The following is a 17,939-nucleotide window of genomic DNA, read 5'->3' as shown; positions in this document are numbered from 1 at the left end:
GACGGCCCTCCGGGCCAGATGATGCCGGTTCGGCAGTGACAAGAGCTTTCATCACCATCGTGGGCCGACGCCCCTGGTCAGGACATGGGCCGAGCGGTCCTGACCGCTCGGCCGCTCGGCCCATGTGCCACGTCAGCCGCGGTCAGCGGGCCGCGCGGCGGGGATGAGCCCGGAGGCGATGCCATGGGCCCAGGTGCGGATCTGCTCGCGGTCGCGGAAGTCGCCGCCCTTGCCCTGCTTGAGGATCTGGCGGGCGACGAACCCCTGGGCGCCCTCGGTGAGCCTGCCACCGAAGGTGACGTGGTCGCGGGCGTCCAGACGGTCGGCGACGCGGGCCACCCCTCGCGCGGGCGGGAGGTCGCGTTCAGTGGCGGAGGCATCGAGCGGGCCGCTGCCGAAGAGCCAGACCGGCCGATGCGTGAGTGCCTCTCGGTGACGGCGGACGAGGCCGGCGGCGTCGCGCTGCCATCGGCCCGCGTACAGGCCCGCTCCCAGCACCACGGCGTCGTACCCGGCGATGTCGCGGACCGAGGCGGCGGAGCGGACGTCGGTGTCGAGGCCCCGCTGGCGCAGTTCCCCCGCGATCCACCCGGCGATCTCGGCGGTGGAGCCGTTCTTCGTGCCGTAGGCGATGAGCACGCGCTGTGCGGTCATGGTGATTCACCTCGTCTTCTCCGGTGGGCCGTTGTACTCCAGGGCGGAGAACCGCCGGTAGTACTCGTCGTCGATCCCGCCCCGGGCGAATCGCCCGGCGAGCGGCTGCTGCGGCGTGGGGCCGAACGCGTGCGGGGCGGCCTGCGGGCGGCGCAGCAGCAGCGCCATGGCGGCCGGCGCCACCAGCGCCAAGAACTACGAGTGCCATGAGGATGTAACCCCAGCCGTTCATGCCGTTGTCGTACATGAACACGGTGTCCGCCCCTCGTCAGGAGCCGCGGAGAAAGCCGTCGGCTACGCCGTGCACCGCCGGTTCGCCCGGGCGCGGTTGGGAGTCGTCGAAGCGGTAGGTGAGGTGGTTGACGACGGCGACCACGCCGTCGGTCTGCCGCGTCATCCGCACGGCGATGGTGACTTCGCTCTCCCGCTCCAGCCGGCCCTCCAGGGTGACGACGCCGTCGGTGACTGTGACGCCGACGGCATGCCGGTCGAGCCACAGAGTGCGGACCAGGATCGTGTCGATCACCTCCTCGCGGATGTCGCCGTCGGCGCGGAGGAAGACCTGCAGCAGGTCATGGCGGGTGACGATGCCGACGATGCGGTCCTCCTCGTCCAGCACGGGAAGCCGATCGACACGGCGCTGCGCCATGGTGCGGGCGGCGCGCGCGATGGAGTCGTTCGCACGGACGGTGACCGGCGGGACGGACATCAGCTCCCCGGCGGTACGCGCCCGGGCCCTGGCCGAGGCCCGGCGGGCGGCGCGGGTCAGACGGGTCAGACGGGTCAGCCGGAAGCGCCGCTTGCCGTCGGCGTCCGTCCGCTCGGCCTGGCGGAGCGTCAGGTCGGTCTCTGAGATGACCCCGAGGACCTTCTCGTCGTCGTCCACGACCGGCAGACCGCTGATGCGGTGCTCCGCGAGCAGTGCCGCGACCTCCTTGAACGGCGTCGTGGTCACCACCCGGACGACGTCGTCCGTCATCACGTTGCCGATCTTCTGCTGCTTCATGGCGTTCTCCTCAGGCGTCGAGCTTGTGAACCAGCCGGCAGTCGACGTCGACCACACCGTCCACGCCACGGCACAGCCGCTCGACGACGGGCATCACGCCTGCCTGTTCCACAGTGCCGTTCAGGGTGACGCGACCGTCGACGACGTGGGCGGTCACCGCACAGGGGGCCAGGCCCAGCGTCCGCGTGAGGACATCTCCCTGGATCTCCTCGCGGATGGCGCTGTCCCGCCGCAGGAAGACCCGCAGCAGGTCGGCACGGCTGATCACACCGATCAGGCGGCCCGCGTCGTCCACCACGGGAAGCCGCTTGACGTGGTTGCTCTCCATCACCCGGGCGGCTTCCACGATCGTCCACTCCGGGCGCGCGAGGACCGCCGGGCTGGTCATCAGGCCCTCGGCCGTCACGGCCTCGGCCTTGGCCCGGTCCCCGGGCGCCATGGCCGCGGCCGGCAGCAGCCCGGCCGGATCCACCTGCCGCGCCTCCTTGCGCAGCAGGTCGGCTTCGGACACCACGCCCACCGGGCGGTCCGCGTCGTCCACGACGGGCACGGCCGTGATGTCGTACTCCATCAGGAGCTCGGCGATCTCCTTGAAGGGCGTGTCCCGACCTGCGCGAACGACGTCCCTCGTCATCAGGTCACTGACGCAACGGTGCTGCGCGGTCATGGCCCTCGCCTCCTTCTGCCTGGTGCTGCCTGGTGGCGTTCCCGCTCTCTCACTCCCACTGTCCGCGTGGCCGGGACGGCAACGCGTGGGCCGGTCGGCCTCCTCCGGTGGCCGACCGTCCCCGATCGGGGCCGCACCGGCCCCTCGTACGCGTTCACGGGCAGTGGCCCGGTGCGCACAAGTGCCACCGCCAGGCCGGTCGATGCGAGCAGCAGCCCGGAGAGTTCACCCCGGCCGCGGTGACCGGTGACCAGCGAGCGCCGGCACGGTGTCCTCGGGCAGCACCTCGGCAGTGAGCTTCGCGTCCGGGCCGGCCGGCCTGGCGGTGGCGTCCCGCGCCGAGTGCCCCGTGGCAGTCGTGCCCGCGGCTGACCGAAGGGGCCGGTCGGACGGGGCCAGCGTGACCAGTGGCCCTGTCCCGTTCCACCGGCCGGCCCCCCACCGCGTCCAGCGCGGTGATGTCGGCCGCCACTGACCGCGCCGCGGGCCTCGCCTCGCGGGCCGCCCGTACGGCAGTTGACGGAGGACGCCCCGGTTGCGCCACCACGCGTGGATCCGCGAGCGGCACCGACACCGACCTGCCCGAGGTCACCGACTGGCGTCGGAACGGCTGAACGGGCCCTGGAAACAGGGCCGTTCGGCCCCGTGCGGGGACCCTGCCGACCCCTCCACCGGTGGCCGTCGCAACGGGACATTGAACGTGCAACGAGGAGCGAACAACCACCGCGCACCATGAACAGCACTCGAAAAGGATGGAATCATGGCAGTCCACGAGAACCCGCGCCAGCACCAGGGCCCGGGGTTCCACCTCCCGTCGCTGCGCAGGACCGGTACCGCTCCCGCCTCCGGTGACGCCGCCACCGCGACCGACACGGCGACCCGCGCACATGTCTTCGCCGGCGTCCGGCTCCTGACCGGGTTCGTCTTCCTGTGGGCCTTCCTCGACAAGACCTTCGGCTGGGGCTACGCGACCCCGTCCGGCAAGGGCTGGACCGACGGCGGCTCGCCGACCAAGGGCTTCCTCAGCGGCGTCGCCGCCGGCCCGATGGAGTCCGCCTTCCACGACTGGGCCGGGGCCGGCTGGGCCGACTGGCTCTTCATGCTCGGCCTGCTCGGCGTCGGACTCGCCCTCGTCAGCGGCATCGCCCTGCGGCTCGCCGCCGTCGCGGGCACCGCGATGATGGCGCTGATGTGGATGGCCGAATGGCCGCTCGCCAAGCACCTGTCCGACGGCTCGCCGAGCATGTCGCCCAACCCGCTGGTCGACTACCACATCGTCTACGCCGCCGTCCTGATCGCCCTCGCGGTCGTCGGCGCCGGCACCATCTGGGGACTCGGCAAGGCCTGGGCCGAGCTGCCCGTCGTCCGCGACCACCGCTGGCTCCGCTGAACCCGCACCGCACGTCCCACTCCCGACCCGGGCTCCCCCGCCCCGGGCCGGGTTCCCATGTGCCGGAGGCGAGAACCGTCATGACCGTACGAGTGGGCATCAACGGCTCCGGCCGTAGGGGCCGCAACCACCTGCGTCGGCCCTGGCCGGCGCCCTATACGGAATACGTCGCGGCGCGCCCGTGACGGCCACCCGTGGTGCCACGGAGGGAGAGCCCGTCCCGCAGGAAAGACCCGCCGCCGACCTGCCCGGGCACGACACCGGTCCGGCGGTCGATGCTGCCGGGAAGCCCTCACAGGCGACATCGCCGACCTCCAGGGCGGCACCACCGCCGAAGGCATCCGCCTCGGCGCATGCGCCGGCACCCTCGACCACGTCCAGCGCGGCCTCACCGGCCTCGAAACCCGTGACGACGCCCTGCGCCCCGCCCCGCTGCCCGAGCTCAAGGAGTTCAGCCCCGATCACCGTCGTCGTCGACAGCCACGAACTCACCGTCGCCCAGGGCGAATCCCGCACGCTCGGCCTTCCGTGCGGCTGACAGCGGCGGCCACTCACGGCACCAGGACCACCGGGCAGCGTGCGTGGTGGGCGACGGCGTGCGCCACGCCGCTCAGGGACCCGCCAGGGCGGCCGACGACCAGCGACTCCGCCCGGGAGGAGGCCGTGACGAGGGCCTTCGCGGGACTGAAGAGCCGGACGTCGGCGACCACCGGCACCGCCGGATACCGGCAGCGGTGGCCGCGCAGCGCGTCCTGGAGCAACTGGACCTCCTGGTCCTCCCAGGCCGCGCGGTCCTCCTCGACGACGGCGTACGGGGCCCAGGATGATCCGTACGGTGCGGGCAGGCTCCAGGCGTGGACCGCGCGGAGCCTGGCCTCGCGGCGCTGGGCGGCGTCGAGGGCGTAGTCGGCGGCCGGGCCGGCCGGGTGTCGGGCATCGATGCCGAGGACCACCTCGAAAGGCCGTTCGCCGCCCGGCTGGTGCTCCGGGACGAGGGCGACGGGGCAGGGTGACCGGCCTGCGGTCTCCAGGGCGACGGAGCCGAGCAGCAGACCGGCGAATCCACCGAGCCCGCGCGAGCCGAGCACCAGCAGGTCGGCGGTGTGGCCGGCATCGGCGAGTACGTCGGCGGCCGTTCCGCCGGTGGTGTCGGCCTGCTGACCCTGAACATCCAGCCCCGGGTGCCGCAGGGCGAGTTCGCGAACCGCCCGGTCCAGCACCGGTGGCGCGTACGGATCCGGCGGCCACACGTGGATCAGCCGGAGACCGGAACCACGCAGCGCCGCCTCCCGCGCCGCCCAGCGGGCCGCCGTCAGACTGGGCTCGGACCCGTCGATCCCGGCTATGACGCGGCGAACCACCATGTCCTGCCCCTCCGTTGACCCCCGTCGGTGTCCCCGCCGGGGTCCCCACCAGTGTCGGAGCCGGTAGGCCGACGCCACAGGGGCCGGTCGGCCCCGCGCGGGGACCTGCGGCCCCTGCCGCCGCGCCCTCCGGGCAACCCAGTCTGGGCGTGAACCGAGTCCCGCCCTTCCCCATTCCCATCCGGAGGTACGCACATGGCCCGCACCGTCACTGCCGGACTGGACGGCTCACGCGAGAGCGTCGCCGCCGCGCACTGGGCCGCCCATGAGGCGCTGCGCCGCGGGCTGCCACTGCGGCTCGTACACGTCTGGGAGTGGGAACCCACCACCCGGACCCCGCTCGTGGGCCCCGAGACGCAGCGGCACTGGGCCGAGCGGATCCCCCGCGAGGCCGCGGACGAACTCCGGGTCCGCTTCCCTCAGTTGAAGATCACCAGCGAACAACTCGCGGGTCAGCCCGCCGCCGTGCTGCCGCTCGCCGCCGAGGAGGCCGAACTGCTGGTCCTGGGCTCCCGGGGGCTGAGCGGGGTGGCCGGTTTCCTGGTCGGTTCCGTCGCCCAGGCCACCGTGGCCACGGCCGAGCGGCCCGTGGTCCTCGTACGGGCCGGTGAGATCGAGGAGGACGAGCACCGGCCGGGGGCCGACGGGCTGCCCTCGGCGACCACCCCGTACCGCGACGTGGTCCTCGGACTGGACACCGACCGGCCCAGCGACGCGCTCATCGAGTTCGCCTTCGACGCGGCCGCCCGGCGCGCTGCCGCTCTGCGGGTGATCCACGGCTGGAGCCTGCCTCCCGTGTACGGCCACAGCCCCGGCGTGATGGACCCCGGGCTCAGCGAGGAACTGGCCGACGACGAGGCCTCGGCGCTCACCAGGACGCTGCGCGCCTGGCGGGAGAAGTTTCCCGGCGTCGAGGTGACCGAGCACTCAGTGATCGGCCAGGCCGCCCGTCACCTGATCGAGGCCGCGCGCGACGCCTCGCTGGTGGTCGTCGGCCGCCGCGCCCACCGCTCACCGCTCGGTGCGCACATCGGTCCCGTCACCCACGGGGTGCTGCACCACTCGCCGGCGCCGGTCGCGGTCGTACCGCACGACTGAGCCCGGTACACCCGGTGCACAGGTGAGCCCGGCCGCCGCCTCACGAGGTGGCGGCCGAACGACGCACAGCGGGCCACGGGCCACCACGGTCGTGGTCCTCACGTCGCCCACGACCGGCGGGCTCGGGAAGGACCGTCGTCGGACGACCACGAGGTGACGGACAGGGTCCGGCCGGCCGCCGTCCGGGACCGACGGCCGCTCACTGTCTCCCGCTACCGGCCGCTCCGCGCCGGGGCGTGACGACGGGTCCTGCCGCGCCGGGGCATGGACGAGCCGATGCCGGGCAGTTCCCGGCCGGGGAGCACGCTGTTCCAGTACAGCCACGAGGACGCCCGCCTGCCGAGGCGGCTCAGTCGGGACTCCATGGACCGCGGCTCGGTGTCGTGACCGAAGTCGACGAGCAGGGCCTTGCCGAAGCCGGTCTCCACGAAGCCGCTCGCGGGCCCGTCGAAGGAGCCGTCCAGCGGCCGGCCGGCGAGGAACCGGCGGATGTTGTTCACGAGCACCTGCCCCTGGCTGTGGGCCGCCGATACGAGTTCGGGGCCGGGCGTCCCGGTGGCGTCGCCGATGGCGAAGACGTTGGGCCGGGCCGTGGACTGCAGGGTGCGTCTGCCGACGGCGACGAAGCCGCGTTCGTCGCCCAGGCCCGGGGAGCGTGCGACGTACGGGGCCGCGCTGTGCGGCGGTACGACGGCCACCAGGTCGAAGGGCACCTCGCGGCCGTCGTACGAGACCAGGCGGCCGCCCCCGCCGTCCACGGTGGCGGTGGTGAAGCCGGTCACCAGCTCGATGCCCTTGGCCTCCAGCAGCCGGCCCAGGACGCGGGAGGCGGCGGGCCGGGCCAACGCGCCGTCCAGCGGGGTGACATAGGACAGGTCCACGCGGTCGCGGATCCCGCGCCGGTGGAAGTACCAGTCGGCGAGGAAGCAGAACTCCAGCGCGGCGGCCGGGCACGAGACGGGCGGGCACGAGACGGCCGGGCACGAGACGGGCAGGCCCGCGACGCCGACAGCCAGCCGGCCGCCCTCGAAGGCGGCCAGGGCCCGGCGCAGGCCGACGACACCGGGCAGGTCGTGGAGGGTGAAGACCTTCCCGCCCTGTCCGGGGCCGGTCAGGCCCTGGACTTCCTCCGGCAGGGCGGTCGTGCCGGTTGCCAGGACCAGCACCTCGTAGTCGAGGGAGGTTCCGTCGGTGAAGTGCACCCTGTCCGCGTCGAGATCGACCGCAGCGGCCTTCGCCCGGCGGAAGCCGATCCCGTCGCGGAGCTGGAGGTGTCGCGGACGGACGACAGCCTCGGGCTCGGTGAGCCCGAAGGGGACGGAGACCAGCCCGGGCCGGTGGACGTGGTCGTCGTCCTGGTCGACCACGATGATCCGGAACTCGCTCTCGTCGTAGTGACGCAGCAACCGATTGGCCGTCAGCGTGCCACCGGCACCGCTTCCCAGAATCACTATGCGTCTGTCCATACCGCCACTGTCCGCCGGGCCGAGCGCGGGCCACAGGGGCCAACTGGTCCTTGCCCGGCGTCCGTTGCGGCACATCAGCCGGTCGGCGGTCGGCGGGCGGCGGGCGGCCGGCGGCCCATGGGTCAGGCCCAGCTCGCGCGCCGTTGTGCGATCCGGCGCCCGGTGTCCCCCGTGACGTTCGCGTTCACGCGCCCCGGAGGGCCACGACGTCGTGGTGCTTGCCACCGAGCACGACCTTCAGCGCGCCGGTGTCCGCCGCCCGGGAGAAGACGTCGTAGGCCTCCTCCATGCCGTCGAGTTCGAAGCTGTGGGTGACCAGCGACGACGCGGGGAGCCGTCCGGCGGCCATCATCCGCAGCAGGGTGGGAGTGGAGTACGTGTCGACCAGGCCGGTGCGGATCGTCAGGTTCTTGATCCACAGGTCCTCCAGGTGCAGCGTCGCGGGCCTGCCGTGGACGCCGACATTGGCCACGTGGCCGCCCGGGCGCACCATACGGGTGCACAGCTCGAAGCTCTCGGGCACGCCGACCGCCTCGATGACGACATCCGCGCCGAGTCCCTCGGTGAGGTCCGCGACCAGCCGTTCGGGGCCCTCGGCGGCATTGACCACCGCGTCCGCGCCGAGCTGCCCGGCCGCCTCCAGGCGGGACTGCGCGAGGTCGACGGCGATGATCCTGCCCGGCGAGAAGAGTTGGGCCGTGGCGATCGCGGCGAGCCCGATCGGCCCGGCACCGACCACGACCACGGTGTCCCCGGGGCGCACCTCGCCGTTGAGGACACCCACCTCGTAGGCGGTCGGGAAGATGTCGGCCAGCAGCACGGCGTCCTGGCTGTTCACCGCGCCGGGCAGCGGGTGCACGGACAGGTCCGCGTGCGGCACCCGTACGTACTCGGCCTGCGTGCCGTTGATCAGGTGGCCCAGGATCCAGCCCCCGCCGCCACGGCACTGCCCGTACGCGCTGTCCCGGCAGTAGCGGCAGCGCCCGCACGCGGTGATGCACGAGACCAGCACCCGGTCCCCGGGCCGGACGGTGCTGACACCACGGCCGACCTCGACGACCTCGCCCACGGCCTCGTGGCCGAGGATCGTGCCGGGCCGGACGTCCGGCACATCGCCCTTGAGGATGTGCAGGTCGGTGCCGCAGATGGTGACGGTGTCGACGCGGACGATCGCATCCGTGGGGTCCTCGACACCGGGGTCGGCGACGTCCTCCCAGGCGGACTGCCCGGGGCCGTGGAAAACGAATGCCTTCATGACCGGTTCCTCTCTGGCAGGACGCTGTCGCCCGGCGGTCGCAGTCCAAGCCCCACCACCACCACCACGCGGGGCAGCGATCCGGCCCCGCTCGGCCCCTGCTTCCGCCCGTACTTCCATCCTGACCCCCTGCCCGGCGGCACGTATGGGCCACTCGGACCACTCCCCGGGTCACGCGGCCCGGGCCGCGTACAGGCCAAAGCGTGAGACTCGGGTATCCGCTCCGCGGAGCGAGCTGCTCCGCCTCAGCGGGCGGAACCAGCGCTCCCGGCACGCCTGACTCGTGGCCACAGCCGGCGTCATGATCACCGCCGTTCCCGTCGTGGACGATCTGGACCGCCCGATGGGTGTCGTCAGCCGAAGCGACCTGCTGCGGATCTTCCTGCGCCGTGACGACGCCATTCGCGACGGGATCAACCAGGATGTCCTGCGGCGGACGATGGGCCTGGCCCCGCTGGACGTGACGGGTCGAGGTTCGCGAGGGGCAGGTCACGCTCGGCGGAACCGTTGCGGTCAAGAGCCTGGTTCCCGTCGTCGAGCAGTTGTGCCGGAGCGTTGACGGCGTGGTCTCGGTCTCCGAGCACATCGCGTACGGGAGCGACGACACCCAGGGCTCCGCCACCCGGGCGACAGTGCCCCACCTGCAAGGACGAATCGGGCCACGACGGTCACGATTGACGAGTGGGCAGTGATTCGGAGGAACGCATGGATGCCAGGACCCCAACCCCGACAGACGCGCCGCTGCTGCTGGACCGCGTACTGCCGGACTTCCGCTTCACCCGTCTGGAGAGCACCGCGGCCGCGGCTCCGCCGGGGGTGGTGTTCGACGCCGCACGCGATCTCGACCTGCTCAGCGTCCACTCCCCACTGTTCGACGCGGTGACATGGGTGCGAGCGATGCCGGACAAGGTCCTGGGCCGCACCCCGCCGCCTCTCCCCTCGCTGCGCGTCGCCGACCTGTTCGACCTGGCCTACAAGGGCGAGCAGCCCTGGCTGCCGCTCGGCGAGGTCCCCGGCCGCGAGCTGGTCTTCGGCGCGGTAGGCAAGGTGTGGCGGCCGTCCATCGAATGGCGGTGGATCGCCGCGGAGGACTTCACCGCGTTCGACGAGCCGGGCTGGGCCAGGATGGCCGCCTCCTTCGTCGTCCACCCGTACGGCGAGCGGCGGGCCCTCCTGACCTACGAGGCCCGCACCGCCTGCACCGACCCCGACTCCACCGCGTACTTCCTGCGCTACTGGACGCTGGTATCGGCCGGCGTCGGCATCGTGCTGCGCGCCACCCTCAAAGCGGTCAAGGAAGCCGCCGAACGGGCGTCGGAGAAGAAGTGAGGGGCGGCATCGCGCACCCGAACCCTGCGGCGGTCGCTCCGGCCGGCGCCCCCGGCTTCGGAACCGTCCGGCCCTCCGGGCACGCTGACGCCGTCGGGCCGCCGGTCCCGGCGTAGCACCTGATCGGCCCTGTGCGCGTCGGACACCGTGTTCCCCGCGGGGGTCCGGATGACCGGGACCACGAAATGACACGCCGCCCGCCGTTTCCGGCGGGACGGGCCTCGGCGCCCCGCCCGGACTCCGCTGTGGGGGCTGCCGCCGGCCGAGGTCTTCGGCGCTCTGGACGGATCCCCCCGTGGACTGCCGGCGGCGCAGGTGCGGCTCCGGCAGACAGAGCGACGCGGCCCGAACGAGCTGCCGAAGCCGAGGCGGAAGGGCCTGTGGCGGCGGTTCGTCGCACAGTTCACCGACCTGTTCGGTGGCGAACACCGTGGCCTTCCCACGAAACACAAATGGTGCCGACCGAGACTCGGCCGACACCACTGATGTGCGTAAAAAACGTGTCCGAGGGGGGACTTGAACCCCCACGCCCGATAAAGGGCACTAGCACCTCAAGCTAGCGCGTCTGCCATTCCGCCACCCGGACCAGGTGTGTGTCGTGCGGTTGCCCGCGGCGACAGGGACAACGATACCAAGGATTCGGGGAGCGTTTCACCTGCGTATTCGACGCTGTGGTGTGCGGCGCCGGGCGGGTGCCGGGTGGCGGGGCGGGGGCGGCTCAGGGCATGAGGTGGTAGTCCGGGAAGTTGCCGGGGGCGGGGGTCGGGTCCGGGCCTTCGGTGACGGAGTGGACGAGCAGCTCGCCGCCGACGAAGGCGCCGCGCCAGGAGGCGCCGAAGCCGCCGAAGAGCTCGGCGCGGTCGCCCCGGGAGCGGGGGGCGTTGTGGCCGGTCTTGAAGGCGCGGATGTGGGGGGCGAGCCGGGCGTAGGCGGAGTCGTCGTCGGTGGAGAGGGTGGCGACGAGGGCGCCGTTGCTGGCGTTCATGGCGGCGAGGAGTTCGGCCTCGGTGTCGACGAGAACGATGGTGTCGACGGGGCCGAAGGGTTCGGCGTGGTGGAGGGGGGAGGAGGGCGGCGGGCCCAGGAGGGTGGTCGGGGGGAGGTAGGCGGAGGTGTCCTGGCCGGGGAGGAGGAGGGCGTCGGCGAGGGTGCCGCGGTGGAGGGGGACGGCCCCGCGGTCGATGGCCTCGGAGACGAGGTCGGCCAGTTCCTTGGCCTTGGCGGCGTTGATGAGGGGGCCGAAGTCCAGCTCGGGGAGGTCGTCGGACGGGTCGGCCACGGCGAGGGGGTGACCGAAGCGTACGGAGCGGACGGCGGGGAGGTAGGCGGCGAGGAAGTCGGCGAAGGCCGAGCGCTGGACGACGAAGCGGGGGTAGGCGGTGCAGCGCTGCTTGGCGTAGTCGAAGGTCTTGCGGATGTGGGTGGTGAGGGCGGGCCAGTCGGTGTACTGCCAGACGCCCCAGGTGTTGAGGCCCTCCTGCTCCAGGATGTGGCGTTTGCCGAGGTCGGCGACGGCGGAGGCGATACGCCCGCCGGCGTCGCGGCCGCCGACGAAGGAGACGCAGCCGATCTCGGGGGCGCGGACCAGGGCCTCGGAGAGTTCGCCGCCGCTGCCGCTGACCAGGGTGACGGGGACACCCTCGCGGTGGATCAGGGCGCAGGCGAGGGTGAGGCAGGCGAGGCCGCCGTCGGTGGGGGTCTTGGCGATGACAGCGTTGCCGGCCAGCGCCTGGACGAGCATGGCGTGGACCAGGACGCTCATCGGGTAGTTCCAGCTGGCGATGTTGCTGACCGGGCCGGGGAGCGGGGTGCGCCCGCGGACCATGGCGTCGATCTCGTCGACGTACCAGCGCACACCGTCGATGGCGCGGTCGACGTCGGCGCGGGCGAGGCGCCAGGGCTTGCCGATCTCCCAGACCAGGAGGAGGGAGAGGAGGTCGCGGTGCTCTACGAGGGCGTCCAGGGCGGCGGCGACCCGCGCCTTGCGTTCGGCGAGCGGGACGCCGCGCCAGGCACGGTGCTGGTCGAGGCAGGCACGTACGGCGATGTGGGCGCCGGCGGCGTCGAGCCGGGGCAGGCCGGCGATGGGGGTGCCGTCGACGGGTGAGGTGGTGGGCAGGATGCGGCCGTCGGCGTGCCAGGCGCCCTGCCAGAGGTTGAGGACGCGGTCGTCCCGGAATGCCTCGGGGGCGGTGGCCAGACAGCGCTGCCAGGCGTCCGACCAGGTGGTTCCGGGCTTGAGAGCGAGGGGCCTCGGTGGGGCGAGGGAGGTGGGTGGGGCGAGGGGGCTCGGTGGGGTGAAGGGTGCGGGTGGGGCGAGGGGGTTGGTCGGGCTCGGGGTCATCGGGTGTACTCCGCTCGTGATTCGGGGCGGATCTCGCGCGGCGCGCCACCACGCGTGTGGACGAAGCCGCGCACCACGTCGGTATGCGGGGCAGCTCATGACTCGTACGCAGTCGGTCCAGGCACGCCCCGAGGTCCGTGTCGGGGTCGCCGACGGCGGCGCGGTCCTCGTGGTGCACCAGGACCATTTCGCGGGTGCCGCCTAGAATCTGGCTCAAGTGCGGTGGCGCGATGGCGGCATTGCCGAGGCAGTAAGCGCTCTCTAGACTCGGCCGGATGGACTCGGGAACCGCCGTCGACGACTCGCACTTCGACTACTGCCCCTGGGATTTCGACCGGCGCGCCTCGGCCGCCCAGCGCGCCGCGCAGCAGGCGCGCCAGCGACGGTTGACCGACAGCGGGGCGAGCCTCGGGCCACGCTGCTTCGTCTCACCCGCCGCCGGGGTGTTCAGCGATGCCCTCGTGCTCGGCGAGAACTCCTACATCGCGGGACACGCCTACGTCACCGGTGAGTTGACGACGGGGGCCGACTGCACCGTCAATCCCTTCGCCACGGTCCGCGGACGTGTGACCCTCGGCCACGGCGTGCGCATCGGGGCGCACAGTTCGCTCCTCGGGTTCAACCACGGATTCGCCCCCGACCAACCCGTGTTCCGGCAGGACCACACCAGCAAGGGCATCATCGTCGGCGACGACGTGTGGATCGGCTCGAACGTCGTCGTCCTGGACGGGGTGACGATCGGCGACCACTGCGTCATCGGCGCCGGCGCCGTCGTGACCCACGACCTCCCCCACTGGACGATCGCGGCCGGCAACCCCGCCCGGCCGCTGCGCGACCGGCGCGGCGGTCGCAGTGACGGTCGAAGTGACGGACGTAGCGGTGGTCGGAGCGGTGGTCGGAGCGGTGAACTGGGCGGTGCCGTCGCGCGGTTCGGCGAGCGGGTCAGGGAGCAGGCCGCCGAGGTCGTCGCCCGCTGCTGGAACCCGGACGCCGGCCACTACACCGACCGGCCGGGAGCCCCCGCCACCGTCCGCGCCCACTGCGACGCCGTCGAGATCACCGACCTGCTCCTGCACGCGCCCCCGCCGCAACTGCCCGCCGCCGAACACGCCCAACGCCTGCGCGCCCTGCAGGATCCCCGCAGCGGACTGGTGCCCGAGTACGCCTCCGACGGCGGCCCCGGCGTCCTGCCCGCGCCCGGCGACGACGGCTGGATCGACGACGGCAGCGCCGAGTACCACGTACTGTCCGTGGGCTACGCGCTGGACCTGCTGGACTCCCGCCTCGCCCATCCCGTCCACGCCGCACGGAATATGACGGCCAGTCAGCTCATCGCGCGGCTGGAGTCCCTGCCCTGGCGGACACGGGCCTGGTCGGCCGGCGCCTGGGTGGACTCCTGGGCCACCGCCGCCCACCGTAACCGCGAGCTGGGCGCCGGCGCCGCGGCTCCCGGCGCCCTGGAGGCGCTGTTCGGCTGGCTGACCCTCCGCGTCGACCCGTGGACGGGCATGTGGGGCGAGCCCGAGTCGTACCCCGCGGGCCGGTTGCAGGTGGTCAACGGGTACTACCGCCTCGTCCGCGGCAGCTACGCCCAGTTCGGCGTGGACGTGCCGCACCCGGAGCGGGTCATTGACACCGTACTCACCCACGGCCGCGATCCGCGCTGGTTCGCGGAGGGGCGGGAGAACGCCTGCAACGTACTGGACGTCGCCCATCCGCTGTGGGTGGCGTCGCGGCGCACCGCCCACCGGACGGCCGAGATCCGCGCCTGGGCACAGGACCAGCTCTCCCGCACCCTGCTCCGCTGGCGGGACGGGGCCGGTTTCGGTTTCGGCCCCCCGGCCGACGGCGGCCCGGGCCCCGGTACCGAGCCGGGTCTCCAGGGAACCGAGATGTGGCTCGCCATCACCTGGTACCTGGCCGACCTGGCGGGCGTCTCCGACCGGCTCGGCTACCGGCCGCGCGGCGTCCACCGGCCGGAGCCTGCGGCGTCGGCGTCGGCGTCGGCGTCGGCGTCGGCATCGGTGTCGCACGCGTGACGTGACGTGACGCGGCGCGGCGCGACGCGGTACGTCGCGGCGCGGTACGTCGCGGCGCGGTACGTCGCGGCGCGGTACGTCGCGGCGCGGTACGTCGGTCAGGGTCGCGTCTCAGGCACTCCCATCGCCGGTCACGACCTTCTCGGCGATCGCCTTGTGGTGGCGGATGACCTCGTCGATGATGAAGTTCAAGAACTTCTCCGCGAACGCCGGATCCAGGTGCGCGTCCTCGGCCATCGCCCGCAGGCGCGCGATCTGCTGGGCCTCCCGGGCCATGTCGGCCGGCGGCAGGTTGTGCGCGGCCTTCAGCTCGCCGACCTGCTGGGTGGCCTTGAAGCGCTCGGCGAGCAGATGAACGAGGGCCGCGTCGAGGTTGTCGATACTGCCGCGCAGATACCGCAGGCGCCGCAACACCTCGTCGCCGCCGGACGGCTGCTCAGTCATGCGCTACTCACTCACGTTCCTGGTCGGGGAGGAAGGGGACGGCAGCACCCTATCCGCTCGCCCGGGCCGTCCTTATGCTCGGACAATGCCGAACGCGATCATCGTCCACGGGTCCCCACCCCGCGCGGAGTTCTACGATCCCGGCGTACTCTCGCCCAGCAACCAGCAGTGGCTGCCATGGCTGGCCAAACAGCTGATCATACGGGACATCCCCGCGCACACCCCCGAGATGCCGTTGGCCTACGCGCCCGACTACCCGGCCTGGCGCGCGGAGTTCGAGCGCTACGACACCGGCCCCGACACCCTGCTGGTGGGCCACTCCTGCGGGGCCGGCTTCCTGCTGCGGTGGCTCAGCGAGCACCCGCGGCAGCGGGTGGGACGCCTGGTGCTGGTGGGCCCCTGGCTCGATCCGGACGGCTCGGTGGCACCCGCGTTCTTCGATTTCGACCTCGACCCGGGCCTCGCCTCGCGTACGGCGGGCATCTGGCTCTTCCACTCCGACGACGACTCGGCGGACATCCAGGAGAGTGTGCGGCTGATCCGGAAGCGCGTCGCCGGGCTCCACTACCGGGAGTTCCGCGGGCACGGCCACTTCACGGGCGACCGGGTGGGCGGGGCGGACGCCGGCTTCCCGGTGCTGCTCGACACGCTGCTGGGCCCCGCTGCTGGGTAGGCCCCATAGGCCACGTAGGCCCCCTAGGCCACGTAGGCCCCGGGGCGCTCCCCGGTGGCTGCGGTGGGCGCTCCCCGGCTGCTGCGGGGTCAGTCCGTACGGCCCGTCGCCGCGACCGTGACGCCGAGCCCGATCATCGCCAGACCACCGGCTCCGCCCACCATGGACAGCCGCTTCGGGGAGCGGGCGAACCAGGAACGGGCGGCGGAGGCGGCCAGACCCATCGTCGAGTCGGAGACCAGGGCGACGGCGTTGAAGATCAGGCCGAGGAGCAGCATCTGCACCGCCACCCGCCCTGCCTCGCGGTCCACGAACTGCGGCAGCACGGCCGCGTAGAACACCATGGTCTTGGGGTTGGAGACCCCCACCGCGAAACCCTCGCCGAGCGTGCGCAGCATGCCGCGTGGTGCCTGCCGCTCCCCCGCGGTCAGGAACAGTGACCGGCGCTCGCGCAGGGCCTTGACCCCGAGGTACACCAGGTAACCGGCGCCCGCCAGCTTCAGGGTCGCGAACAGCAGCGCGGAACGCTCCACGACCGGGCCGACCCCCAGGGCGACGGCCGCCACCAGGACGTACGAGCCCAGCGTGTTGCCGGCGACGGAGGTCAGGGCGACGCGGCGGCCGTGGGCGAGCGCCCGGCCGACGACGAAGAGCACACTGGGACCGGGGATCACACAGATGAGCAGCGACATCGCGGCGAAGGCGGCGAGTCGGTCAAGTGACACCATGCCGGGAAGATATAGCGAGTAGGCCCTCACGGGCATCGGGATTTTCCCGCGGACGTCATCAGGAGGCGATCAGATCATGGCCGAGCCCCAGGGCAAGGAACTCGAAGCGGTGCGCGAACGGCGGGACGCGCTGCGGACCAAGTATCTGCGTCCGGTTTCGGAGCGGCCGGCGACCACCGCGGCCGGTATCCACCACGCGGCGTTCATCTGCCGGGACGTCGAGGAGACAATCGCCTTCTACCAGGACTTCCTGGGCTTCCCGCTGGTCGAGCTGGTGGAGAACAGGGACTACGCCGGCTCCAGCCACTTCTTCTTCGACATCGGCAACGGCAACCTGCTGGGCTTCTTCGACTTCCCCGGCCACGAACACCCCGAACAGCACGAGACCGTCGGCGGCCTCCAGCACCTGGCCCTGTCGGTGACCGCCGAGCAGTTCACGGCCGCGAAGGATCGTTTCGACGCGGCCGGCTTCGACTACCTCGGTCCCGACCGCGGCGTGGACAACAGCCTGTACGTCCGCGATCCGAACGGTCTCAACCTGGAGCTCTACCGCGAGAACCTCGGGCAGTTCGAGGGCATCCGGTTGCTCTAGACGCGGCGGCTGCCCCGGCGGCTCCGGCGCCTCCCGGCTGCCCCGGCGGCTCCGACGGCTCCCGGCTGCCCGGCGGCTCCCGGCTGCTCGTGGCGGTCGGCGGCTGGTGGCGGTCGGCTCGGCTCGCGGCCGTCGGCTCGTGGCTCAGTCCGCGTGCTTCTCACGCTGGTGGTACGCGTTGTGGGTGTGCTCGGTGTGGGTGCGCATGACCTGCTGGGCGCGGGATCCGTCACGCTCGGCGATGGCGATGATCAGCTTGCGGTGCTCGTTCCACGCCTGGGTGCCGCGCTGCCGGGCCACGGGGGTGTAGTACCAGCGGACGCGCCGCTCGACCTGGGCGGCGTGTTCGGCGAGGACGGCGTTTCCCGCCAGCTCCATCACGTAGGCGTGGAAGGCGGCATGGGCGGTGACCACCGCGTCGATGTCGTCGGCCTCGACGGCACGTTCACCGGCCGAGCAGAGCTCGTCGAGGTGCTTGAGACCCTTGTCGGAGACATTGACGGCGGCGAGGCGGGCGGCCTCGGCTTCGAGGAGGGCGTGGACGACGAGCAGCTGGTCGGCCTCGTCGTCGGTGGGCTCGTGGACGAACGCGCCCTGGGCGGGGCGGAGGTCGACCCAGCCCTCGGTGTTGAGGCGCTGGAGCGCTTCGCGTACGGGCTGCCGCGATACACCGAGGTGGCCGGCGAGTTCGGTCTCGACCAGGTGCTGGCCGGGGTGCAGGGCACGGGTGATGATCAGTTCGAGGAGCGCTTCGTAGACGCGCTCGCGCAGCGGTCCGGGGCGTTCCAGCTTGGGTACGGCTCCCTGTGGCAGTGCAGTGGACAACATCGGTGCCCCCCGTTCTCTTCAGGCGAATGGATATTGGCTTTCGTCTACAGTCTACGGAGTAC

The 17,939-nt window shown here is 72.5% G+C and carries 20 protein-coding genes, 1 tRNA gene and 1 pseudogene; 10 read left to right on the top strand and 12 right to left on the bottom strand.

Annotation, left to right across the window (positions count from 1 at the left end):
* Positions 1–132: 132 nt before the first annotated feature.
* The 4 genes from RWE79_RS31815 to RWE79_RS31800 all read right to left on the bottom strand — a co-directional run bounded on the left by RWE79_RS31815 (position 133) and on the right by RWE79_RS31800 (position 2,327).
* A complete protein-coding gene (locus tag RWE79_RS31815; protein ID WP_475943533.1) occupies positions 133–654 on the bottom strand; it encodes a flavodoxin domain-containing protein in 522 nt (173 codons plus the stop codon).
* Between the two features lie 6 nt (positions 655–660).
* On the bottom strand, positions 661–846 hold the full coding sequence (locus tag RWE79_RS31810) for a hypothetical protein (protein WP_475943532.1): 186 nt from the start codon (positions 844–846) through the stop codon (positions 661–663).
* Between the two features lie 76 nt (positions 847–922).
* Positions 923–1,660, bottom strand: a complete 738-nt coding sequence (locus RWE79_RS31805) for a CBS domain-containing protein (protein WP_475943531.1) — start codon at positions 1,658–1,660, stop codon at positions 923–925.
* Positions 1,661–1,670: 10 nt separating this feature from the next.
* Positions 1,671–2,327: a CBS domain-containing protein gene (locus RWE79_RS31800; protein ID WP_475943530.1), complete on the bottom strand. Its 657-nt coding sequence runs from the start codon at positions 2,325–2,327 to the stop codon at positions 1,671–1,673.
* A gap of 760 nt (positions 2,328–3,087) precedes the next feature.
* On the opposite strand from RWE79_RS31800, the gene RWE79_RS31795 reads away from it, so the two are divergent.
* Together RWE79_RS31795 and RWE79_RS31790 are read left to right on the top strand one after the other, a co-directional pair.
* Complete coding sequence (locus RWE79_RS31795; protein ID WP_475943529.1) at positions 3,088–3,717, top strand: hypothetical protein; 630 nt, start codon at positions 3,088–3,090, stop codon at positions 3,715–3,717.
* A gap of 246 nt (positions 3,718–3,963) precedes the next feature.
* Positions 3,964–4,191 (top strand): annotated as a pseudogene (locus RWE79_RS31790) (hypothetical protein); the annotation flags it as partial.
* Between the two features lie 77 nt (positions 4,192–4,268).
* On the opposite strand, the gene RWE79_RS31785 reads toward RWE79_RS31790, so the two are convergent.
* The gene (locus tag RWE79_RS31785; RefSeq protein ID WP_475943528.1) at positions 4,269–5,081 is read right to left on the bottom strand and encodes a universal stress protein; all 813 of its coding nucleotides are present in this window, start codon (positions 5,079–5,081) and stop codon (positions 4,269–4,271) included.
* Positions 5,082–5,276: 195 nt separating this feature from the next.
* Here RWE79_RS31785 and RWE79_RS31780 point away from each other — a divergent pair, with 195 nt between their 5' ends.
* Positions 5,277–6,179, top strand: a complete 903-nt coding sequence (locus RWE79_RS31780) for a universal stress protein (protein ID WP_475943527.1) — start codon at positions 5,277–5,279, stop codon at positions 6,177–6,179.
* A gap of 212 nt (positions 6,180–6,391) precedes the next feature.
* Here RWE79_RS31780 and RWE79_RS31775 read toward each other — a convergent pair whose 3' ends face one another.
* Positions 6,392–7,645 carry an NAD(P)/FAD-dependent oxidoreductase gene (locus tag RWE79_RS31775; RefSeq protein WP_475943526.1) on the bottom strand — a complete coding sequence of 418 codons (1,254 nt, stop codon included), beginning with the start codon at positions 7,643–7,645 and terminating at the stop codon, positions 6,392–6,394.
* Positions 7,646–7,829: 184 nt separating this feature from the next.
* Positions 7,830–8,900, bottom strand: coding sequence for a zinc-dependent alcohol dehydrogenase family protein (locus RWE79_RS31770; RefSeq protein ID WP_475943525.1), 1,071 nt, complete (start codon positions 8,898–8,900; stop codon positions 7,830–7,832).
* 301 nt (positions 8,901–9,201) lie between these two features.
* Here RWE79_RS31770 and RWE79_RS31765 point away from each other — a divergent pair, with 301 nt between their 5' ends.
* The 4 genes from RWE79_RS31765 to RWE79_RS31750 all read left to right on the top strand — a co-directional run bounded on the left by RWE79_RS31765 (position 9,202) and on the right by RWE79_RS31750 (position 10,715).
* Positions 9,202–9,459 (top strand): CBS domain-containing protein, encoded by a 258-nt coding sequence (locus tag RWE79_RS31765; protein WP_475943524.1) that lies wholly within the window; start codon positions 9,202–9,204, stop codon positions 9,457–9,459.
* Entirely contained in the window at positions 9,422–9,592 is a 171-nt protein-coding gene (locus RWE79_RS31760; RefSeq protein ID WP_475946217.1) for a hypothetical protein, read from the top strand. The genes RWE79_RS31765 and RWE79_RS31760 overlap by 38 nt, the downstream gene beginning before the upstream one ends.
* A gap of 13 nt (positions 9,593–9,605) precedes the next feature.
* The gene (locus tag RWE79_RS31755; protein WP_475943523.1) at positions 9,606–10,229 is read left to right on the top strand and encodes a hypothetical protein; all 624 of its coding nucleotides are present in this window, start codon (positions 9,606–9,608) and stop codon (positions 10,227–10,229) included.
* A gap of 243 nt (positions 10,230–10,472) precedes the next feature.
* Entirely contained in the window at positions 10,473–10,715 is a 243-nt protein-coding gene (locus RWE79_RS31750) for a cation-transporting P-type ATPase (RefSeq protein ID WP_475946215.1), read from the top strand.
* Between the two features lie 15 nt (positions 10,716–10,730).
* On the opposite strand, the gene RWE79_RS31745 is transcribed toward RWE79_RS31750, so the two are convergent.
* A tRNA-Leu gene (locus RWE79_RS31745) sits at positions 10,731–10,815 on the bottom strand.
* 132 nt (positions 10,816–10,947) lie between these two features.
* Positions 10,948–12,573, bottom strand: coding sequence for an aldehyde dehydrogenase family protein (locus tag RWE79_RS31740; RefSeq protein ID WP_475943522.1), 1,626 nt, complete (start codon positions 12,571–12,573; stop codon positions 10,948–10,950).
* A 275-nt stretch (positions 12,574–12,848) separates the two neighbouring features.
* Here RWE79_RS31740 and RWE79_RS31735 point away from each other — a divergent pair, with 275 nt between their 5' ends.
* Positions 12,849–14,612, top strand: coding sequence for an acyltransferase (locus RWE79_RS31735; protein ID WP_475943521.1), 1,764 nt, complete (start codon positions 12,849–12,851; stop codon positions 14,610–14,612).
* A 111-nt stretch (positions 14,613–14,723) separates the two neighbouring features.
* Here RWE79_RS31735 and RWE79_RS31730 read toward each other — a convergent pair whose 3' ends face one another.
* Positions 14,724–15,056: a chorismate mutase gene (locus RWE79_RS31730; RefSeq protein WP_475943520.1), complete on the bottom strand. Its 333-nt coding sequence runs from the start codon at positions 15,054–15,056 to the stop codon at positions 14,724–14,726.
* An 85-nt stretch (positions 15,057–15,141) separates the two neighbouring features.
* Between RWE79_RS31730 and RWE79_RS31725 the strand changes: the two genes are divergently transcribed.
* Positions 15,142–15,729 (top strand): alpha/beta hydrolase, encoded by a 588-nt coding sequence (locus tag RWE79_RS31725; RefSeq protein WP_475943519.1) that lies wholly within the window; start codon positions 15,142–15,144, stop codon positions 15,727–15,729.
* Between the two features lie 89 nt (positions 15,730–15,818).
* Here the strand turns inward: RWE79_RS31725 and RWE79_RS31720 are convergent, their stop codons facing one another.
* Complete coding sequence (locus RWE79_RS31720; RefSeq protein WP_475943518.1) at positions 15,819–16,457, bottom strand: LysE family translocator; 639 nt, start codon at positions 16,455–16,457, stop codon at positions 15,819–15,821.
* 76 nt (positions 16,458–16,533) lie between these two features.
* Between RWE79_RS31720 and RWE79_RS31715 the strand changes: the two genes are divergently transcribed.
* Positions 16,534–17,049, top strand: coding sequence for a VOC family protein (locus RWE79_RS31715; protein WP_475943517.1), 516 nt, complete (start codon positions 16,534–16,536; stop codon positions 17,047–17,049).
* A gap of 144 nt (positions 17,050–17,193) precedes the next feature.
* Here RWE79_RS31715 and RWE79_RS31710 read toward each other — a convergent pair whose 3' ends face one another.
* The gene (locus RWE79_RS31710; RefSeq protein WP_475943516.1) at positions 17,194–17,877 is read right to left on the bottom strand and encodes a GntR family transcriptional regulator; all 684 of its coding nucleotides are present in this window, start codon (positions 17,875–17,877) and stop codon (positions 17,194–17,196) included.
* Between the last annotated feature and the right edge of the window lie 62 nt (positions 17,878–17,939).

Source organism: Streptomyces sp. RLA131 (assembly GCF_056270125.1).
Note: the sequence above shows the minus strand (reverse complement) of the source record. Positions and strands in the feature narration are given on the sequence as shown.